Consider the following 19,904-nt stretch of genomic DNA (forward strand, 5'->3'; position numbering starts at 1 on the left):
CTCCCCCGCTCCGGGACGACCGGCTGAAACTGTTCTCCTTCGCCACCGCGGAGAAGCGGGCGGAGTATCTGTGGGTGCTGCGGGCCTTCGATCACGCCCGCGCCAACTACATCGTGCTGCTCCACGCCGGCGACGTCGCCCGCATCCTGGACGGCCTCGCCGGCGACGACCCGGCCGGGCAACTCGGCGCCGGAGACGTCACTCCCCTGCTCGAGCAACTCCACGTCTGGGAAGTGCTCGAACGCAGTTACGACGGAACGCGCGCCGCGACACTCGCCGAATATCGGAACCGGCACTTCGTGTACCAGTTCAGTCAGGCCGGCTACCAGGTGTTCCGGGCCGTCGAGGACGCACTCGCGGCCCGGCTCGACGACGCGTCGCTGTCCCGGCTGGCGCTCCCCGACCTTCTCGCCGACATGAACGACCTGGCCGCGGCGAATCGCGCCGCCGACAACGACCTGGTGTACCGGAAACTCAACCGACTCGATGCGACGCTGTCCGACATGGCCGGACGCGCGGCCCAGTTCTATCTGACCCTGGGCGATCTCGTCCGCACCACGGAGATCACCCCGGAGACGTTCATGTCCCACAAGGACGCTCTCCTCACCCACATGCGCGAGTTCAGCTCCGACCTGTCGCGGTATGCGCCGAAACTCGCCGCGGCCATCGCGCTCGTGGAAGACACCGGTGTCGAGGCGATGGTGGCGCGGGCCGCCGCCAGCGACGAGCGGGTGTTCCTCGATGTCGAAGAGCGCGAAGCCGATTGGCGCGCCCGGTGGACCGGTTTGACGCACTGGTTCGTCGGGAGCGAGGCGGGTCCGAGCGAGTCGGAACGCCTGCGCGAGGGCACGATGAGCGCCATCGCCGCCGTCCTGTCGCTGTTGCGCCGCGTCACCGAGACCCGCAAGGGCGGCGTCAGCAGGGAGAGCCAATTGCGCCACCTTGCAGGCTGGTTCGCCGCGACTCCGAACGAGGACGCCGCGCACGCGCTGTTCCAGGCGGTGTTCGACCTCGGGCGTCCGCGCCACCTCTCGATGGTGCACCCGGACGCCGACATCATCCCCGACACCCGGTCGTGGTGGGAGGCGCAGCCCGTGGAGATCTCCCGCACGCTGGCCGAGACCGGACGTCCGCCGTCCCCCGGCCTGCCCGCGCGGGTGCAGCGCAACGAGGGCAGCGTGCGCCGCCTGCGTGAGGAACAGCTGACCGCACAACGAAATCGCGCGGCCGCCGCCCAGTCGCTGGCCCGGGGCGGAGTCTACGAGCGGGAACTCGACGAGGCCGAAACCGACGTGCTGCTGAGCCTGCTCAATGCCGCACTGACGGCCCGGGTACCGGTCAGCGGCCGCGTCACGAGCAGCACCGGATCGGAGAACGGCGTGAAGCTCACCCTCAGCCCGCACAGCGAATCGACGGTGGTGCGCACCGCCCGAGGACGACTGCACCTCGACGGACTGCAGGTGAGCGTTCGGTGAAGGCACGGGAGATCTCACCGCTCGCCCTCGATTCGTATCAGCGCGCCGCCCGCGTCATCCTGTCGAATCATCTGGTGACGCAGACCTATCCGGATCGCATCGCGCTTCCCCTGCTCCGCCGGTGGGCCACCGAACTGCGCGACGATCTGATGACGCTCTTCGGGTACCGGCTCGAGGTCACCGAGACGACCGCCCGACTGTTCACGGTCAGCGACCGACTCGACGCCGGGACCCCGGCCAAGACGGCCACCGACCGCACGTTCGACCGGTACCGCTACGCCTACCTCGCGTTGGCGCTGGCCGCATTGGGTCGCGCCGGCAACCAGATCACCCTGTCCGAACTCGCCGATCACGTCGCCGCCGACGCCGCGCAGGTCGACGGGGTGGACCTGTCCACCGAACGCGCGTCCGACCGGGACGCGTTCGTCGACGCCGTCGGCTGGCTCGCGGCCCGCGGCGCGATCGCCCTCGCCGACGGTGACGCGGGCGGCTGGGCCGCCAATCCCGATGCGGGCGAAGCGCTCTACGACATCGACCGGTCCGTCGTCATCGCCCTGTTCCGGCCGCCGCGCGCACTGCAGCATCTCCGCTCCATCCGCGGTCTGCTCGCCGGCGCGGACTCGATGACCGACGACGACGCCGCGGAGTTCGGGACGTCCCGGACGGTCGACGTGAAAGAGACGGCGCGGCGGGTCCGGCGCGCTCTCGTCGAACGGCCCGTCGTCTACGCCGCCGACCTGGACGATCACGAACTGGTGCAGCTCGCGCTCCCCCGCACCGCAGCCGATGTCGAGTTGCTCACCGGACTGGTCGCGGAACGGCGCGAGGAGGGCGTCGCGATGATCGACTCCTCCGGACGGCTCTCCGACGTCCGGTTCCCCGGGACGGGAACGGTCGCACAGGTCGCGCTGCTGCTCGCGGGGGAGATCGCCGATCGTGTCCTGGATCCCGACACGCCGGAGACGGCCCGGATGCCGCTGCCGCGGGGCCGGTCCGAGGACCTGGTCGAACAGGTCGACAGCGCGATTCCGCAGTCCGGGATCTTCGACAGCCTGGCAGGCCACGACGGGGTCGAACCCGAGGAGCCCGCCCCCGCCGACCGGCTCTTCCCGGTCGTCGAGGACCAGTGGATTACCGACACCGTCCGGACCCTGACCGACAGATTCGGGCGCACGTTCGCCGCCGGGTGGCAGGCCGACCCCGACGGTCTGGGACGCGCCGCTCTGGCGCTGCTCGAGCGGCTGCGCCTCACCGCCGCGGTGCCGGGCGGCGTGCTCGCGCTCCCGGCGCTCGCCCGCTACCGCGGTGTGGTGGTCACGATCCGCGACCGCACACCGGAGATCGACCTGTTCCAGAGCTCAGCGAACGACAGCGAGGACATCACAGCATGACGAGTGCGCGTTTCCGGCCCACCCGAGCCGGGATCATCAACCTCTGGGACTACCGGGATCAGGAGTTCTCCTTCGCCGATGGCCGCCTCGTTCTTCGTGGCCCCAACGGTTCCGGCAAGACCAAGGCGCTCGAAGTGCTGTTCCCGTTCGTCTTCGACGGCAGGATCGAACCGCGGCGTCTCAACCCGTTCGCCGGCGAGGAACGGACCATGAAGTCGAACCTCCTGTACCGCGGGCAGGAGAGCGCGTACTCGTACGTCTGGATGGAGTTCTGCCGCGGCGCGAAGGACGACCCCGAGGCCGTCACCGTGGGCATCGGCATGCGGGCCTCCCGCACCAACGACAAGGTCACGCGCTGGTACTTCGTGGCCGACGGCCGGGTCGGCGTCGACTTCTCCCTGCTCGGCACCGACGACCGTCCGCTCACGAAGAAGCAACTCGGCGAGCAGATCGGCACCGACTCCATCACCGACCGGCCGCTCGACTACCGCGCCGCCATCGACGCCCGGATGTTCGGGCTCGGTGTCCAGCGCTACGACCAGCTGATCAACCTCATCCTCACGCTGCGCCGCCCCCAGCTCGCGAAGAACCTCGACCCCAAGGGACTGTCGCAGGCGCTCACCGACGGTCTGCGACCCCTCGACGAACAGCTCGTCCTCGAGGCGGCGCGCTCGTTCAGCGACATGGAAGAGGTCGGCCGGGCGCTCGAGGGGCTGGCGGCGGCGGATCAGGCGGCGCAGAGCTTCGTCGGTGTGTACGCGAAATACCTTCGCCAGCAGGCGCGTACGGACGTCGACCAACTCGCAACCCGTCTCGACGCGGTGCGATCCGGCATCACCGCCCTCCACGGGGCGGCAGCCGACCGGGCGCGCAGCCAGGCGAGCCGGGAGGCCGCCGAGGAACGCTTCACCGCCGCCGACCGCGCACTCGACCAGGCCAACGCCACCCTGGACGCACTGAAACGGTCGACCGCCTACGAGGGGCGGACTCAACTCGACGACCTTGCGCAGGCCGTGTCGACGCTGGAGAAGTCGACGGAACTGCAGGCCGAGAAGGCACGCAAGGCCAAGGCGACCCTCGAACAGCGGTCCGAGGAGCACGAGAAGGCGGGCGACGCCGTCACCCGCGCCGTCGAGGCGCTCGCCCACGCCGAAGACGAACTTCACGTCGCCGCCGAGGACGCCGGAATCACCTGGACCGCACTCCCCGGCGACGCGCGCGCCGACCAGTTGACCGCGGCGCTGCGCGGGCACGCCGAGGAACGCGACGGCGACCTGCGCGCGGTCCGGGCCGCGCTCGCCACCGTCGAGAAGGCCGCCACCGAGCGGACCCGCGCCGACGACGCGGCACGTCGTGGCCAGGAACAACTCGACACCGCGACGGTGGCCGTCCTCGAAGCCGAGACCGCGGTCGAATCGGCCCGCAGCCGATGCGCCACCGAACTCCGCTCCTGGTGGACGGAACAGTCGTCCCTCTACGCCGAGATCGAGGCGCCCGCTGCGCTGTTCGACGCACTGGACGGCGCCCTCCGCGGGATCGGCGACGACGACGCCGCCACCCTGTCGGAGACGCTGACAGAGCAGACCACGGACGCCGTCGACGCACTCCGGCTGCGTCGTCAGCAGTACGACCGGGACGCCGCCGCCGCGGCCGAGGCGATCGCCGAATACGAATCGGCGCGCGCGGCAATCGAATCCGAGCACGACGACGCCCCACCGCTCCCGGCAGGCAGGCACGACGCGCGGTCCGGGCTGACCGGTGCGCCGCTCTGGCGTCTGGTCCGGTTCGCCGACGGCGTCGACGCCGCGGTCGCGGCGGGAATCGAGGCCGCACTGGAGGCCGCGAATCTCCTCGACGGCTGGGTCACCGTCGACGACGCGCTCCCCGACGTCGAATCCGAACAATTCCTCGTGGCTCTTCCCGCCGAGGATCGGCCCACCGGCAGGACCCTCGCCGACGTCCTCGACGTCGAGCAGGACACCGGTGTCCCCGACGATCGTGTGCGCGCAATCCTCGAATCCATCGCCCTCGAATCCCTCGACCTCGCCGAGGGTCCGGTGGGCGTCGCCGGGGACGGGGCCTACCGCCAGGGGATCCAGCGGGGACGGCACACGAAATCGGATGCGGAGTACATCGGAACCACCGCGCGGGCCCGCAGGCGCGCCGCCCGACTCACCGAACTCGACCGGACGCTCGAGGAAACCCGGGCGCGGCTCGACGACACCCGGGCGTCCGCGGATACGGCGGCAGCGTTGCTGACGCGGACGACCGCGGCGGCACAAGCCCTGCCCCGCACCGGATCGATCCTCACCGCGCTGAAGAAGGTCACCGAATCGGCAGGCGCGCTCCGCAGCCGCACCGACACCGCGACCGCCGTCGGCCGCGAACTCGACCAGGCCATCGCCGACCTGTCCGCGAAGGAAAAGCAACTCCGGGCCACCGCATCCACGCACCGGACTCCCCACGTCGCCCGCGAGATCGACTCGCTCGCCGCGGCCGTGCGGCATTTCGAGAAGCAGGGCGAGATGGTGCAGCGGTGCAGGCGCGAACACGGCAAGGAGGTGGAGCACACGCGCCAGTCCGAGGACCGGCTGCACGAGGCGCGCGGCAACGCGGAGGAATTCGCGGAGGAGGCCGCCGTCGCCGAAGAGGTGCTCGCGCAACAGATCCAGCGTCTCGAGACGCTCCGCGACACACTGGGCGCCGGGGCCGAACAACTGGACCGGCAACTCGAGGAGGCGCACGCGCGGATCGAGGCGTGCAAGAAGGAGCAGCGCGACGCCCGCAAGGCGGACAAGGATGCGGGCGAGGCCATCGGTAAAGCCGAGGGCGCGTACAACACCGCCGTCCAGACGCTCCGGCTGGCGCTCACCGAAACCCACGCCGACGCCGCCCACCTCGCGCCGTACGCCCGGCGCGACCTGCTCGAACTCCTCGGCGTCGACGGCGGCCACACCTGGCCGGCCAGTACGGCGGCGTGGATGAGCGCCGAACAGCTGGTGTACCGCATCCAGAACGCCGACCAGGACACTCCGATCCTGCCCCCCGAGGCGGATGCGCTGTTCCGCGCACTGGACGGCGCCACCGAATCGGTGCGGGTCAGCGACTCGGCACGCAAGTCGACGCGGACGGCGCTCACCACCGCGCTGCAGGACTTCGACGCGCAACTCGCGGCCGCCGGCCAGGACTACCGGCTGCAGTGGGACGCGCCCGACGGCCTGACGGTCGTGCAGGTGCAGGACGACGAGGGTTACTCGTCGATCGGCGAGTTCGCCGCCCGTATCGCGTCCGCGCGCTCCGATCAGGAACTGCTGCTCACCGAATCCGAGCGCCGCATCCTGGAGGACGCGCTGCTCACCGGTCTCGCCCAGCAGATCCACGAACGCACCGTCGACGCCCGCGAACTCATCGCCCGGATGGGCACCGAGATGCGGGAGCGGCGGATGTCGTCCGGCAACACTATCGGCGTCCACTGGGTGCTCGCCGACAACCTCGACGACAGCGCGAAGGCCATCTCCAAACTGCTCGAGCGCGACACCTCGGCGCTGGGCCCAGACGAACTCGCCACGATGCGCGCCCACTTCGCCCACCAGATCAGGACAGCCCGCGCTGCCCACCCGGAACGGTCGTACCCGGAGATCCTGGCGTCCGCCCTCGACTACCGGCGGTGGCGGGTGTTCTCGTTCACCCTGATCAGCGGGAACGGCAACGAGGACAGGCTGACGGTCGCCCGGCACAGCGCACTCTCCGGTGGCGAGCAGTCCGTCTCACTGCACCTGCCGCTGTTCGCCGCGGCGCACGTCATGCTCGACTCCGCCGACCCGCACGCCCCGCGACTGCTGGCGCTGGACGAGGCGTTCGCCGGCGTCGACGACAACGGCCGGGCCGAACTGCTCGGTCTCAGCGTGCAATTCGACCTCGACCTGTTCATGACCGGGTTCGACCTGTGGATCACGTACGGCGGCGTGCCGGGCTGCGCGCACTACGATCTGGCGCACTCGACGGCCGAGCAGAGCGTCAGCGCCACCCTGCTCGTGTGGTCCGACGGTGAGCTACTCGCCGAACACGACGGCACCGACCTGGCGCAGGCGCTCGGTTCGCCCCTGCGCCGGCGCGTCCCGACGCCCGCGGAGGGTGCCCTCGAGTTCGCCTGACCCGTGAGTACTTGTTAACCGCGGGCGGTTAACAAGTACTCACGGGCGGCGAAGCCGCACACCGAGAAGGGCATCCACAGCCGCGGCGAATTCGCTCGGCGCGTTCGTGTCGGAACCACCGTTGTCGAGGGCGCGGCGGGCCCAGCCGTCGAGGGCGTCGAGCGCCTTCGGGGTGTCGAGGTCGTCCGCGAGATGCTGGCGCAGCCGGGCAATCGTGTCGGTGGCGGACTGCGCTGACTCGAGTGCGGCGGCATCTTTCCACAACTGGAGCCGGGTATGGGCGTCGGCGAGAACCTGCTCGGTCCACGGACGGTCCTGCCGGTAGTGCCCGGACAGCAGTCCGAGGCGGATGGCGGTCGGGTCGACGCCCTCGCCGCGCAGTTTCGACACGAACACGAGGTTGCCGCGGCTCTTCGACATCTTCTCGCCGTCGAGACCGATCATGCCGGTGTGCACGTAGTGGCGCGCGAAGCGGCGATCCCCGGTAGCCGACTCGGCGTGCGCCGCGGAGTACTCGTGGTGCGGGAAGATCAGGTCGCTGCCGCCGCCCTGGACGTCGAAACCCGAGCCGATGCGGTTGAGGGCGATGGCCGAGCACTCGATGTGCCAGCCGGGACGCCCGGGACCGAACGGCGACGGCCAGGACGGCTCGCCCGGCCGGGCCGCACGCCACACCAGCGCGTCGAGGGGATTCTGCTTGCCGGGGCGGTCCGGGTCGCCGCCGCGTTCGGCGAAGAACTTGTCCATCGTCGCGCGGTCGTAGCCGGATTCGTACCCGAACTGCTCCGTCGCGTCCGCGCGGAAGTACACGTCTGGGAATTCGGCGTCGTCGACGACGTAGGCGGCGCCGGACGCGACGAACTTCTCGACCATCTCGATCACTTCGCCGATCGATTCCACCGCGCCGATGTAGTCGCGCGGGGGAATCACCCGGAGGGCTTCCATGTCTTCGCGGAACAGAGCCGTCTCGCGCATGCCGAGGACGACCCAGTCCTCGCCGTCGCGGTTGGCGCGCTCGAACAGCGGGTCGTCCACGTCGGTGACGTTCTGGACGTAGTGCACGTCGTGCCCGGCGTCACGCCAGATCCGGTTCACCAGATCGAACGTCAGGTACGTGGCGGCGTGACCGAGGTGGGTCGCGTCGTAGGGGGTGATACCGCACACGTACATCGTGGCCGTGCGTCCGGGAGTGACGGGGCGCACCTGCCGGTCGGCGGTGTCGAACAACCGCAGCGGAGGCCCCTGGCCTGGAACGGACGGGACAGCGGTTTCGGACCAAGACTGCATGACAGCGAGCCTAATGGACCCGCGTTTCCGCCTCGGAGGGAGCCGCCGCCCGCCGGGCTCCGAACGGGTCGCTCAGAACGCGGGCCACGGGATGGGCCGGTGACCGTTCGGCCGGGGCATCACGGGTGCGGCGAGAAGGTCCACGGCGCGCTCGTACAGCGCGGCCACCTCGCCGGACGTGATGTGCTCGCCGAGCCGCGCGCCGAAGTCGCCCTCGAGTGAGGAGATCAGTTCGGCGATGTCGACGACGAGGGCGCCCGGCACCTCCGTCCCGGCCCACCCCCACAGCACGGTCCGCAATTTGTTCTCCGTGTGCAGGCAGATGCCGTGGTCGACGCCGTAGACGGAACCGTCGAGACCCTCGAGCGCGTGGCCGCCCTTGCGGTCGGCGTTGTTGATCAGCACGTCGAGAACGGCCATCCGCTGCAGCCGCGGGTCGTCCGCGTGGATCAGTGCGACCGGTTCGCCGTCCATGTCGGTGGCGCGCAAGATCTCGAACCACCCCTCGGGGACGGCGTCGGGCGCGCAGATGTCGACCAGGTCGAGACCGCCGGTGTCGTCGGCGTGCCGGTCCGGGGTGTCGACCCACCGCTGCACCATCCCCGGGCCGAACGGACCGTCCCGCAGGAGAGTGCGGGGAATCACACCCCACCCGAGCTGCTCGGACACGAGATACGACGCGTACTCCCGTCCGGCGAGCGTGCCGTCCGGGAAGTCCCACAGCGGGCGTTCCCCGCGGACCGGTTTGTACACGCAGCGGACGGTGTTCTCACCCGCGGCCGCGTCGCAGACCAGGGTGGCGTTACTGGCGTGGGTGATCTGGCCGATGAGGGTCAGCTCGCCGGACTCCAGGGGATCGGACTCCTCGGCAGGCAACCGTCAGTCCTCCTCGTCCATTTCCGGGGTGAGTCCGAAGCTCTGGCCGCGGCGGTACCCGTTGGTGCGGATGCAGATGTGTCCCTCCGGGGCGAGCGGCTCGCCGCACAGCGGGCACGGTGCGCGACCGGCGGCGATGACCCGCTCGGACCGCAGGGAGAAGTCCCTCGCCTGCAGCGGGGTGAGGAAGACGCGCACGGCGTCCGGTCCGTCGTCGGAGTCGTCGAGGACGACGGACTCGTCGAATTCCGTCTCGCTGACGGCGAGCAGTTCCACGACGACGGCTCCGGCGTCCGCGTCCCAGCCCAGGCCCATCGTGCCGACCCTGAACTCGGCGTCGATCGGGGTGACGAGTGGGCTCGAGTCGTCGAGTTCGGCCCCTTCCGGGGGAACCTCCGTGCCGAACCTGCGGTGCACTTCCTCGAGGAGAAGTCCCATCCGGTCGGCCAGGACCTGTACCTGCTGTTTCTCCAGTAGGACGCTGATCACTCGCGCCTCGTGTACTGCCTGGAGATAGAACGACCTGTCGCCGGGTTCGCCCACCGTCCCGGCAATGAATCGGTCAGGAGTGCGGAATACGTGAATTGCGCGTGACATTGCACCTCCTTCAGCTGGAGCCGGGCCCTACTGCGGCGCTGCCCACTCGTTGTTCCGTCTCGGACTGTTCCTCGCAGCATGCTGCGTTCATTATCCGTCAATCGTTACCGGCGGTGTCCGCCCAATCATCACAACCGGACCTCCCCGCCCGGCACCGATCCGGATACTTCGGCCCGGGCGCCGTCTCCCGACGCCGGTGGCACGTTCACCCCCGACAGATCGGCCCCGGTGTCGTTCATCTTCAGCACGTAGGGGCGGGTGGAGGTGTACCGGACGACGCTGATGGAGGCGGGTTCCGCGACGATCCGCTGGAATCCGTCGAGGTGCGCGCCGAGGGCGTCCGCGAGGACCGACTTGATGACGTCACCGTGCGAGCAGGCCACCCACACGACGTCGCGGCCGTGGAGTTCCGCGAGCCGGGCGTCGTGCTCCCGGACCGCGGCGACGGCCCGCGCCTGGACCTGGGCGAGCCCTTCTCCGCCGGGGAACACGGCGGCGGACGCGTGCTGCTGCACGATCTTCCACAGCGGCTCCTCGAGCAGGACCTTCAGCTCGCGACCCGTCCACTCGCCGTAGTCGACCTCGACCAGCCGATGTTCCACCACCGGGGTCAGGCCCCGTGCTCGGGCGAGCGGTGCCACCGTCTGCTCGCACCGCAGAAGCGGTGAGTGCACGATCTCCTCGATCACCACGTCGGCGAGCCGGGCCACGATCGCCTGCGCCTGCTCGCGGCCGCGGTCGTCGAGTTCGACTCCCGGTGACCGGCCGGCGAGCGTGTGTGCAGTGTTCGAGGTCGACCGCCCGTGGCGCAGCAGCACAACTGTCATTGGCCCAGCCTAGTGTCGCGCACTCCCCGACCGCCCGATCTCAGGTGGCCGACACGACGCCGGTCGCGAGAAGCGACAGGACGATGACGCCGAGGATTATGCGGTAGCCGACGAACCAGTACATGGAGTGGTCGACGACGAAACGCAGCAGCCACGCGATCGACGCGTAACCGATGGCGAAGGCGATCGCGGTCGCGACGAGGAGCTGCGGACCGCTCGCGTTGAGACCCTCACCGGCCGGTTCGAATGCGTCCGGCAGGCTGAACAGCCCGGATGCGACGACCGCGGGGATGGCGAGGAGGAACGAATAGCGGGCCGCGGCTTCGCGGGTGAGTCCGAGGAAGAGGCCGGCGCTGATCGTGCCGCCCGACCGCGAGACTCCCGGGATCAGGGCGAGCGCCTGGGCCGAGCCCATGATGATGCCGTCCTTGGCGCGCAGGTCCTCGACGGGACGCACCTTCCGCCCGTAGTACTCGGCCGCCGCGATGACGAACGCGAACACGATCAACATGGTGGCGATCAGCCACAGGTTGCGGGCTCCGGTGCGGATCTGGTCCTTGAACAGGAACCCGAGCACACCCACCGGAATCGTGCCGATGATCACATACCAGCCCATCCGGTAATCGAGGTCACTGCGATGCTCGGCATGAAACAGTCCCCGGAACCAGCCGGCGATAATCCGTCCGATGTCCCGGGCGAAGTAGATGAGCACCGCGGCCTCGGTGCCGAGCTGGGTGACGGCGGTGAACGAGGCACCGGCGTCGTCACCGAAGAAGACCTCCGACACGATCCGGAGATGGCCCGACGAGGAGATGGGCAGGAACTCGGTCAATCCCTGGACGGCACCGAGGACAATCGCCTGGAGCCAGGTCATCGCCTCGCCCATCACTCACCGGTCCCGAGGCCGAATGTGCCGCTCTGACGCCAATTTCCCATGTCGCGTTCGTAATTCACCGGCGCCACGGTACCGGTGGGGGTGACCTCCGGCAGAATCCGGCGTGGCAGGACCCCTGCCACGCGATACCCCACTACTCTGCTCCTGTGGTGGCCGGTCCCGGGGGCACCAGCATCTTCGGGGGATGCCCGGGTTGCAGCTACGGTACGAGACGCAGGCGGTTATGGAACAGAGATCGGTCGGAGCAAGCGGGTTGCGAGTGTCACGTCTCGGCCTGGGCACGCTCACCTGGGGTCGGGACACCGACGGCGACGAAGCCGCCGCGCAGATCGCGGCGTTCGTCGATGCGGGCGGAACCCTCGTCGACACCTCCCCCGCATACGGCGACGGTGCGGCGCAGCGGATCCTGGCGGAACTGCTCGACGACGTGGTGCCGCGCACGGAACTCGTCCTGAGCTCGAGTTCGGGCATCAACCCGGCGGGACCCTCGCGAATCGACTGCTCGCGACGGGGACTCGTCGCCCAGCTCGACGCGACCCTGCGCGAGCTCGGCACCGACTACCTGGACATGTGGCAGGTCGCCACGTGGGATCCGTTCACGCCGGTCGACGAGGTCGCCGCCACACTCGATTTCGCGGTGTCCAGCGGCCGGGTCCGGTACGTCGGGGCGAGGGGCTACCTGGGCTGGCAGCTGGCGACCGCGGCAGGCGCGTCCCGGGGCACCACGCTCGTCGCCACGCAGGTGGAGTACTCGCTCCTCGCCCGGGGCGTCGAGGAAGAGCTCGTTCCGGCAGCCGCCCATCACGGCGTCGGGATGTTCGCGGCCGTGCCGCTGGCCCGCGGGGTGCTCACCGGCAAATACCGCAACGGCATCCCCGTCGATTCACGCGGGGCCGACGAAGCGCACGCGCAGGACGTCCAGAGTTACCTCACCGACTCGTCCGTGCGGGTGGTGGACGCGGTCGTGACCGCCGCCGACGGTCTCGGCACGTCCCCGCTGGCGGTCGCACTCGCCTGGGCACGCGACCGTCCCGGGGTCGCGAGCGCGGTCGTCGGGGCCAGGGACATCGCCCAGCTGACCGGAGTGCTCGTCGCCGAGGAGCTGGAATTGCCCGCAGCGATCGCGGCCGCGCTCGACGACGTCAGCGCGTAGCGCGGGCGGGCAGGCGGACGTGCACCTGCAGTTCACGTGCAGGGCAGGCTAACCTGGTGCTCACCGGCCGACGTCCGTAGATCCGCAGGAGAGTCCATGACCACGCTGAACGAGGCCGACGCGGCCGACCGCGGAACCGTCGGCTTCGCCGAGCGCATCAAGGCGGGCACGGACGCCGCTCACCGGGAGACCGAGCAGTCCCGCTTCGTCGGGGCCCTGCTCGCCGGTGAGCTCACCTCGGACGGCTACGCCGAACTGCTCGCGCAGACGTACCTCGTCTACCGCGAACTCGAGGACGCCGGGCGCGCCCACACCGGCAGCCCCGTCGTGTCGCCGTTTCTCCACGACGAGCTGTTGCGGGTTCCGTCGCTGGAAGCGGATCTCGAGTTCCTGCGCGGGCCGTCGTGGCGGGACACCGTCTCCGCGCTGCCCGCCACCACCCGGTACGTGGAACGGCTCCGCGAGGTGGCGTACGAATGGCCCGCCGGTTTCGTTGCGCACCACTACATCCGGTACATGGGCGACCTGTCGGGCGGGCAGATCATCCGGCGCATGCTCGAGCGCGCCTACGGGTACAGCACCGAGGGCCTGCAGTTCTACACCTTCGACGAGATCCCGAAACCGAAGGTGTTCAAGGATACCTACCGCGCGACACTCGACGCGGCGCCGCTGTCTCCGGAGGACCAGCAGCGGGTGATCGACGAGGTCAACCTCGCCTACCGCCTCAACGGCGCCCTCTTCGCCGACCTCGAAGCCGGCATCGACCGGTATCGCGCACGATGAGGCTGGTGTCCCGTACCCGCGCAGACAGGTCGCTGTTCGCCGTTCTCGTCCTGCTCCTGGTGGCCGCGGTGGCCGTGTCGGCGTGCAGTTCCGGTACCGGCGACAGCGCGGGCGGTACCGGCGGCGCGCGCACGGCGGTCCTCGACGACCTGAATCCGGAGCCTCTCGCGTCCCCGGCGACACCGGCGCTGCCCGTCACGGTCCGCAGTTTCGACGGGGTGGACGTGACGATCACGGACGCGAGCCGGATCGTGACCGCGGACCGCTACGGAACGCTCACCGAGACGGTGTTCGCGCTCGGGCTCGGCGACAACGTGGTGGGCCGGGACATCGCGTCCGAGTTCCCGGCCGCGCAGGACGTGCCGGTGGTCACACCGGGTGGGCAGTCCCTCAATGCCGAGGCCATCCTCGACCTGGCGCCGACGGTGATCCTCACCGACACCAGCATCGGACCGCAGGCGGTGCAGGATCAGCTGCGGGCCGCCGGGGTGCCGGTGGTCTATTTCGATCCGACGCGCACCCTCGACGGCGTGCCCGGCCAGATCACCGCGGTGGCGGATGCGCTCGGGGTGCCGGAGCAGGGCCGGGAACTCGCGGCCCGCACGGAGAGCGAGATCGCGGCGGCCCGCAGTCGCGCGCCCCAGGGCGAGAATCTGCTGAAGATCGCGTTCCTCTATCTGCGCGGCACCGCGATCACCATGATCGGCGGCCCGGGATCGGGGGCCGACTCCCTGATCGACGCGCTCGGCGCCGTCGACGCCGGTACCGCCTCGGGGATCACCCAGCAGTTCGCCCCGATCACCAGCGAGGCACTGATCGCCGCCGCCCCCGACGTGCTTCTCATGATGACCGGTGGACTCGAATCGATCGGCGGGATCGAGGGCCTGGAGAAGGTCCCCGGGGTGGCGCAGACACCGGCGGGCAGGAACCAGCGGGTCGTGGACATGCAGGACGGGGTGCTGTTGAGCTTCGGCCCCAACACCGGTCGCGTCCTCGGCGCTCTGGCCGACGCCGTCTACCCGGCCGCCACTCCATGACGGTCGAAGACCTCGACGCTCCTGGTAAGCCCTCGTCACGCACCCGGACCGGTGCCGTTCTCGGCGGTCTGCTGATCGCCCTCGCCGTCGCCGCCGTGTTCTCGGCCTGCATCGGTCAGGTGCCGACCGGCCCCGGGGAGGTCGTCGGAAGCATCCTGCACCGCGTCGGACTGGATCTCGGGCCGATGCCCGCGCACCCCAGCGGTGAAGTGACGCTGTGGGAGGTCCGGTTCCCCCGCGTGATCCTCGCGATCCTGGTCGGGGCGGCACTGGGATGCGCGGGAGCGCTGCTGCAGGGTGTGTTCGCCAACCCGCTCGCCGAACCCGGCGTCATCGGGGTGTCCGCGGGCGCCGCGGTCGGCGCCAGCGCCGCGATCGTCGTCGGCGGCGCGTTCGCGGCCGGGTGGACGGTGGCCGCGGCCGCCTTCGTCGCCGGACTGGTCACGACCGTCGCCGTGTATCTCCTCGCCCGGCACGAGGGCCGCACCGAGGTCGTCACCCTCGTCCTGACCGGTGTCGCGGTCAACGCGTTCGCCGGCGGACTCATCGCCTTCTTCACGTTCGTCGCGTCCCCTGCGGCGCGCGATCAGATCGTCTTCTGGCAACTGGGCAGCCTCAACGGGGCCACCTGGAGCGCGGTCGCGGTGGTGGCGCCGATGACGGTCGCCGGGATCGCCGCCACGATGACGATCGCCGGGAAACTCGACCTGCTCTCGCTCGGCGAGAACGCGGCACGTCACCTCGGCCTCGACGTCGAACGGCTGCGTCAGATCGCGGTGCTGATCGTCGCCCTGCTCGTCTCGTCCAGCGTGGCCTTCACCGGCATCATCCTGTTCGTCGGGCTGGTGGTCCCGCACCTGATGCGGATCGCCGTCGGTCCGGGCCACCGAGCCCTGATTCCGGCGAGCGCGCTGTGCGGTTCCCTCGTGCTGCTGCTCGCCGACCTGGGCGCCCGGTCGCTCGTGGCCAACGCGGACCTCCCCCTCGGCATGCTCACGGCCCTCGTCGGCGGGCCCTTCTTCTTCTGGTTGCTGCGCCGCACCCGGGCCAGTCAGGGCGGATGGGCATGAATCCGTCGTTCCGCACCCGCGTCGGCGAGGCCCTCGAGCAGAACCTGTTCCGGCGGACCGATCCGGTGCCCCCGCCGCGACCCTCGGGGGCCGTGACGCTGCGCGCGGACGGCATCGCCGTCACCCGCGGCGGCAGACCCGTCCTCGACGACGTGTCCGTGGACGTGCGGATCGGGGAGGTCCTCGTTCTCGTCGGCCCCAACGGGGCGGGCAAGTCGACGCTTCTCGCGGCGCTGTCGGGTGATCAGGACGTCCACGCGGGCAGCGTGCACCTCGACGACCGGGACCTCGGCGAGTGGACGGCGCTCGAGATGGCCCAGCGACGGGCGGTCCTCCCCCAGCAGAACACGGTCGGATTCTCGTTCACCGCACGTCAGGTGATCACGATGGGCCGGTCCCCGTGGGCGCGCACACCCCGCACCGACGACGACGCCGCCGCGATCGCCGAGGCCATGCGGATCTGCGACGTGGTGGCGTTCGCCGACCGGCCGTTCACCGCGCTGTCGGGTGGCGAACGCGCCCGCGTGGCGCTGGCCCGGGTGCTGGCGCAGCGGACCGAGACGATCCTGCTGGACGAGCCCACCGCCGCCCTCGACCTCGGCCATCAGGAGACGGTGATGCGTCTCGCCCGCTCCCGCGCGGAACGGGGCACCGCGGTGGTGGTCGTGCTCCACGACCTCGCACTCGCCGCCGCGTACGCGGACCGGATCGTGGTCCTCGAGCAGGGCCGCGTCGCGGCCGACGGGCCTCCCCGCGACGTCCTGTCCGAGGACCTGCTGACCCGGGTGTACGGGCACCCCGTCGAGGTCATCGCGCACCCGGTGACCGGCGCGACCCTCGTCCTCCCCCGCCGCGACCACCGCTAGCGGCCGGCGGTCACAGTCCGTCGATGACCGCGCCCAGGCGGCTGAGGACCGCACGCACGGTGATGCCGTCCTCCGTCCCCACCACCAGGGAATCGGGATCGGACACGGCGTCCCGCACGACGGCGACGATGCTGCGCTCGTCGGTCAGGTCGATCTCCCGGACCGAGCGCCGCGCCGACGCCACGATGTCGTCCGGGTCCGGGACCTCGGTTTCCACGTCGGCGCGGTAGACCTCGACGTGCATCGTGCTCTTGCGCACGCGGAATGCGTAGGAGTTGCCTTCGGCGGTCCGGCCGAAGCCGTGCGCGTGCGGTCCGACCGAGATGTCTTCGACGGTGAACGTCGGCGTTTCGGGTGTTTCCACGGTCTGCTCCTCGATGACCTGGGCCGGCGGTCGGGAAACCACCGGGCGCGGGGTCGATGTTTCTCACGGTATCGCCTCGGCACCCGCTCGGCACCGACCGAATTCGTGGGCGTTTCGCGGATCAGGGATGCTAGTGGACAGTTGTGCAGGTGTAGGTCGTTGAGAGAACCCCGAGGAGCAGCACATGGGTAGACCGGGAGCGCGCGTCGTCGCCTCGTGTATCGGAGCGGCATTTCTACTGGTCACGGGTTGTTCGTCGAACTCCGACGAGGATCAGGCGATCACGATCGCGCCCGCGACTGCCGCGCAGTCCCCGGCGCAGAGCACCGCGCCCGCGGGTGTCGTCCACCCCGTCGGCGTGCCGATCGATTCGACCACCTTCGACCCCGAGACCCGCACGACCGTCGTCCTCGGCGGCGAAGGCAACGAGATCCTGCTGTTCCCGGCCGGCGATTTCACGGCGGCTCCGCGCACGATTCCGCTCGACGGGGCCGTCGCCCAGGTCTCCCTCGCTCCCGGCGGCGTGGCCCTTCTCGCGATGAACACGCAGGTAGGACGGCTCGACCTGCGCACGGGCGAGGTGACGTTCGTCCCCGCCGACGGCGACGTCCGTTCGGTCGCGCAGTTGCCCGACGGCCGGCTGGCGATGGGCCTGGGCAATGGCGAGATTCACATCGTGAACACCGAGACGAACGAGTCACAGGTGATCGACGGCCTCACCTCCGTCGACGGGCTGGCCGTCGTCGGCGACTCGCTGACCGCCCTCGACCGCGGTCAGACGTCCGTCACCGCCGTCGACGTCCCGGGTTCCGCGCTCGGCGTCGCGCTGCGCGCCGGTGAAGGTGCGACGCAACTCACCACCGACCACTACGGGCGCATCCTCGTCACCGACACCACCGGCGACGAACTGCTCGCCTACACCACCGACACACTGATGCTCCGTCAGCGGTTCCCAGCCGGACTTGCGCCGTACGCCGTCGCCTACGACGACTCCGCCGACCGGGCGTGGGTCACGCTGACCGGAACCAACGAGGTGGTCGGATTCGACCTGTCCAGCGGTGTCGGCGTGGAAACGGCCCGGTATCCCACCGTCCGGCAGCCGAACTCTGTCAGTGTGGATACCGTGAACGGTGACCTCCTGATCGGTTCCGCGACGGGAGACGGCTTGCAGCAGATCCCGACGAGGAGTTCGTAGATGGCATCGCATTCACGTCGACTCCCCTCCGGGTGGGAGATCGAATCCGAGGACTACGAGTACGTGCCGCTTCGGCTGCCGCCCGACGTCACCCGCGTCAGCGCATCGATGCGCTTGGCCATCCAGGCGGAATTCGGCGGCTGGGAGCTGTCGCGGGTCCGTCTGTACTCCGACGGAAGCCGCCGAGTTCTGCTCAAACGAAGGAAGACCGCTCACCATGTCCCCGACCCCGCAATCTAGGGAGACCTCCTTGTACCACCTGCTCTTACGGGTGATGTTCTGCCTTCCTCCGGAGCGAATTCATCACCTGGCCTTCGCTGCGATGCGCCTGGTCACGCGGTTCTCGCCGCTGCGCCAACTCGTCGCCAGGGTTCTCGTGGTGGACGATCCGATACTGCGGAACACAGTGTTCGGACTCGACTTCCCGGCGCCGCTCGGGCTGGCCGCCGGGTTCGACAAGGACGCCACCGGTGTCGACGCGTGGGGTCCTCTCGGATTCGGGTTCGCCGAAGTGGGCACCGTCACCGCCCAGGCGCAGCCCGGCAACCCGGCTCCCCGCCTGTTCCGGCTGCCCGCGGACCGTGCCCTGATCAACCGGATGGGGTTCAACAACCACGGCGCAGGCAACGCGGCCAATCACCTGCGTCAGCGCCGGGCCGGCGTCCCGATCGGCGCGAACATCGGCAAGACCAAAATCGTGGACGCCGCGGACGCCCCTGCCGATTACACAGCGAGCGCGCAACTGCTCGGCCCGCTCGCCGATTTCATGGTGGTCAACGTCAGCTCACCGAACACCCCGGGACTGCGCGACCTGCAGGCCGTCGAATCCCTCCGGCCGCTGCTGCGTGCGGTACTCGACACCGTGACCGTGCCCGTGCTGGTGAAGATCGCCCCGGACCTGTCCGACGACGACGTCGACGCGGTCGCGGATCTCGCCCTCGAACTCGGCCTCGCCGGCATCGTCGCGACCAACACCACCATCCGGCGAGACGGCCTGAACACCCCGGACGACGAGGTGACGGCGATCGGCGCGGGCGGGTTGTCCGGCCCTCCGGTCGCCGAACGATCCCTCGAGGTCCTGAACCGCCTGCACGCACGGGTCGGGGATCGCCTGGTGCTGATCTCCGTCGGCGGCATCGAGACGCTCGACCAGGCGTGGGAACGCATCCTGGCCGGGGCGTCCCTCGTGCAGGGGTACACCGGCTTCATCTACGGCGGCCCGTTCTGGGCTCGCCGCATCCACAAGGGCCTGGCCCGGAAGGTGCGCGAGGCCGGCTACTCCTCGATCGCCGATGCGGTCGGCGCCGGCGCCGTGCGCTGACGCAACCCGCACCGAGACCGGTGGCCGGAGAATCCCGAGGATTCGCCGGCCACCGGTGTTTCCGGAACTACCGGAGTTACTGCTCGTACGTCCCCTGGATCTTCGCGCGGGCGATCGCGTGGGAGAACAGGTTGAACCCCAGGAACGCGGGCGTCGACTCGGCCGTGACGCCGTCGAGGGTCTCCACGTCGACCGCGTGGACCACAATGATGTAGCGGTGCGGCCCGTGACCTGCCGGCGGGGCGGCGCCGAGGAAACGACTCAGTCCGGCGTCGTTCTTCAGCGTGATCGCACCGGTCGGGAGCCCGGTTCCCTCGTCGTCGCCTGCGCCGCTCACCAGCGTGGTCGTGTCGGCCGGGATGTTCGCGACCGCCCAGTGCCAGAACCCGGACACCGTCGGCGCGTCGGGGTCGTACACCGTCACCGCGAAGCTCTTGGTCTCGGCGGGGAACCCCGACCACGACAGCTGCGGTGAGTTGTCGTGGCCGCCGGCGCCGAAGATTCCGCTGACCTGTTCCTTGTTCAGCGGCTGCCCGTCGGTGACGTCGGTGGAGGTCAGCTCGAAACTCGGCAGGTCGGGAAGTGCCTCGTACGGATCGTGTGACATGCGGTT

18 protein-coding genes are annotated in these 19,904 nt (G+C 70.1%); 11 read left to right on the forward strand and 7 right to left on the reverse strand.

Going from position 1 to position 19,904, the window contains the following annotated elements; genetic code table 11:
* The first annotated feature begins 23 nt into the window (after positions 1 to 23).
* The 3 genes from JWS14_RS04575 to JWS14_RS04585 are packed head-to-tail and all read left to right on the forward strand — an operon-like array spanning position 24 to position 7,020.
* Complete coding sequence (locus JWS14_RS04575) at positions 24 to 1,475, forward strand: TIGR02677 family protein (RefSeq protein ID WP_095863995.1); 1,452 nt, start codon at positions 24 to 26, stop codon at positions 1,473 to 1,475.
* On the forward strand, positions 1,472 to 2,866 hold the full coding sequence (locus JWS14_RS04580) for a TIGR02678 family protein (RefSeq protein ID WP_072941773.1): 1,395 nt from the start codon (positions 1,472 to 1,474) through the stop codon (positions 2,864 to 2,866). Before JWS14_RS04575 ends, JWS14_RS04580 begins: the two co-directional genes overlap by 4 nt.
* Positions 2,863 to 7,020: a TIGR02680 family protein gene (locus JWS14_RS04585; protein ID WP_206012606.1), complete on the forward strand. Its 4,158-nt coding sequence runs from the start codon at positions 2,863 to 2,865 to the stop codon at positions 7,018 to 7,020. The genes JWS14_RS04580 and JWS14_RS04585 overlap by 4 nt, the downstream gene beginning before the upstream one ends.
* Positions 7,021 to 7,059: 39 nt before the next feature.
* Here the strand turns inward: JWS14_RS04585 and mshC are convergent, their stop codons facing one another.
* The 5 genes from mshC to JWS14_RS04610 form a co-directional block, all read right to left on the reverse strand.
* Complete coding sequence (mshC, locus tag JWS14_RS04590) at positions 7,060 to 8,307, reverse strand: cysteine--1-D-myo-inosityl 2-amino-2-deoxy-alpha-D-glucopyranoside ligase (protein WP_095863668.1); 1,248 nt, start codon at positions 8,305 to 8,307, stop codon at positions 7,060 to 7,062.
* Positions 8,308 to 8,379: 72 nt separating this feature from the next.
* Positions 8,380 to 9,183 carry an SCO1664 family protein gene (locus JWS14_RS04595; RefSeq protein WP_072941779.1) on the reverse strand — a complete coding sequence of 268 codons (804 nt, stop codon included), beginning with the start codon at positions 9,181 to 9,183 and terminating at the stop codon, positions 8,380 to 8,382.
* 3 nt (positions 9,184 to 9,186) lie between these two features.
* Entirely contained in the window at positions 9,187 to 9,780 is a 594-nt protein-coding gene (locus tag JWS14_RS04600; RefSeq protein ID WP_072941781.1) for a DUF3090 domain-containing protein, read from the reverse strand.
* A gap of 128 nt (positions 9,781 to 9,908) precedes the next feature.
* Positions 9,909 to 10,607 carry a histidine phosphatase family protein gene (locus tag JWS14_RS04605; RefSeq protein ID WP_072941784.1) on the reverse strand — a complete coding sequence of 233 codons (699 nt, stop codon included), beginning with the start codon at positions 10,605 to 10,607 and terminating at the stop codon, positions 9,909 to 9,911.
* Positions 10,608 to 10,647: 40 nt separating this feature from the next.
* Positions 10,648 to 11,493, reverse strand: coding sequence for an undecaprenyl-diphosphate phosphatase (locus JWS14_RS04610; protein ID WP_072941787.1), 846 nt, complete (start codon positions 11,491 to 11,493; stop codon positions 10,648 to 10,650).
* Positions 11,494 to 11,725: 232 nt separating this feature from the next.
* On the opposite strand from JWS14_RS04610, the gene JWS14_RS04615 reads away from it, so the two are divergent.
* From JWS14_RS04615 to JWS14_RS04635, 5 genes are all read left to right on the forward strand, one after another.
* A complete protein-coding gene (locus tag JWS14_RS04615) occupies positions 11,726 to 12,655 on the forward strand; it encodes an aldo/keto reductase (RefSeq protein ID WP_072941788.1) in 930 nt (309 codons plus the stop codon).
* A 96-nt stretch (positions 12,656 to 12,751) separates the two neighbouring features.
* Positions 12,752 to 13,438: a biliverdin-producing heme oxygenase gene (locus tag JWS14_RS04620; RefSeq protein WP_072941791.1), complete on the forward strand. Its 687-nt coding sequence runs from the start codon at positions 12,752 to 12,754 to the stop codon at positions 13,436 to 13,438.
* Positions 13,435 to 14,475 carry a heme/hemin ABC transporter substrate-binding protein gene (locus tag JWS14_RS04625; RefSeq protein ID WP_206012607.1) on the forward strand — a complete coding sequence of 347 codons (1,041 nt, stop codon included), beginning with the start codon at positions 13,435 to 13,437 and terminating at the stop codon, positions 14,473 to 14,475. The genes JWS14_RS04620 and JWS14_RS04625 overlap by 4 nt, the downstream gene beginning before the upstream one ends.
* Positions 14,472 to 15,545, forward strand: coding sequence for a FecCD family ABC transporter permease (locus JWS14_RS04630; protein ID WP_072941795.1), 1,074 nt, complete (start codon positions 14,472 to 14,474; stop codon positions 15,543 to 15,545). The genes JWS14_RS04625 and JWS14_RS04630 overlap by 4 nt, the downstream gene beginning before the upstream one ends.
* Positions 15,542 to 16,411, forward strand: a complete 870-nt coding sequence (locus JWS14_RS04635) for a heme ABC transporter ATP-binding protein (protein ID WP_072941963.1) — start codon at positions 15,542 to 15,544, stop codon at positions 16,409 to 16,411. The genes JWS14_RS04630 and JWS14_RS04635 overlap by 4 nt, the downstream gene beginning before the upstream one ends.
* Before the next feature lie 10 nt (positions 16,412 to 16,421).
* Here JWS14_RS04635 and JWS14_RS04640 read toward each other — a convergent pair whose 3' ends face one another.
* Positions 16,422 to 16,775 (reverse strand): hypothetical protein, encoded by a 354-nt coding sequence (locus JWS14_RS04640; protein ID WP_072941965.1) that lies wholly within the window; start codon positions 16,773 to 16,775, stop codon positions 16,422 to 16,424.
* Between the two features lie 184 nt (positions 16,776 to 16,959).
* Between JWS14_RS04640 and JWS14_RS04645 the strand changes: the two genes are divergently transcribed.
* The 3 genes from JWS14_RS04645 to JWS14_RS04655 are packed head-to-tail and all read left to right on the forward strand — an operon-like array spanning position 16,960 to position 19,291.
* A complete protein-coding gene (locus JWS14_RS04645; RefSeq protein ID WP_095863667.1) occupies positions 16,960 to 17,970 on the forward strand; it encodes an NHL repeat-containing protein in 1,011 nt (336 codons plus the stop codon).
* On the forward strand, positions 17,971 to 18,210 hold the full coding sequence (locus tag JWS14_RS04650; protein WP_072941800.1) for a DUF5703 family protein: 240 nt from the start codon (positions 17,971 to 17,973) through the stop codon (positions 18,208 to 18,210).
* Between the two features lie 10 nt (positions 18,211 to 18,220).
* A complete protein-coding gene (locus JWS14_RS04655) occupies positions 18,221 to 19,291 on the forward strand; it encodes a quinone-dependent dihydroorotate dehydrogenase (RefSeq protein ID WP_206012608.1) in 1,071 nt (356 codons plus the stop codon).
* Positions 19,292 to 19,367: 76 nt separating this feature from the next.
* On the opposite strand, the gene JWS14_RS04660 is transcribed toward JWS14_RS04655, so the two are convergent.
* Entirely contained in the window at positions 19,368 to 19,898 is a 531-nt protein-coding gene (locus JWS14_RS04660) for a YbhB/YbcL family Raf kinase inhibitor-like protein (RefSeq protein ID WP_072941804.1), read from the reverse strand.
* Positions 19,899 to 19,904 lie beyond the last annotated feature (6 nt).

Origin of the sequence: Rhodococcus koreensis, assembly GCF_017068375.1 — a bacterium.
Lineage (GTDB): Bacteria > Actinomycetota > Actinomycetes > Mycobacteriales > Mycobacteriaceae > Rhodococcus_F > Rhodococcus_F koreensis.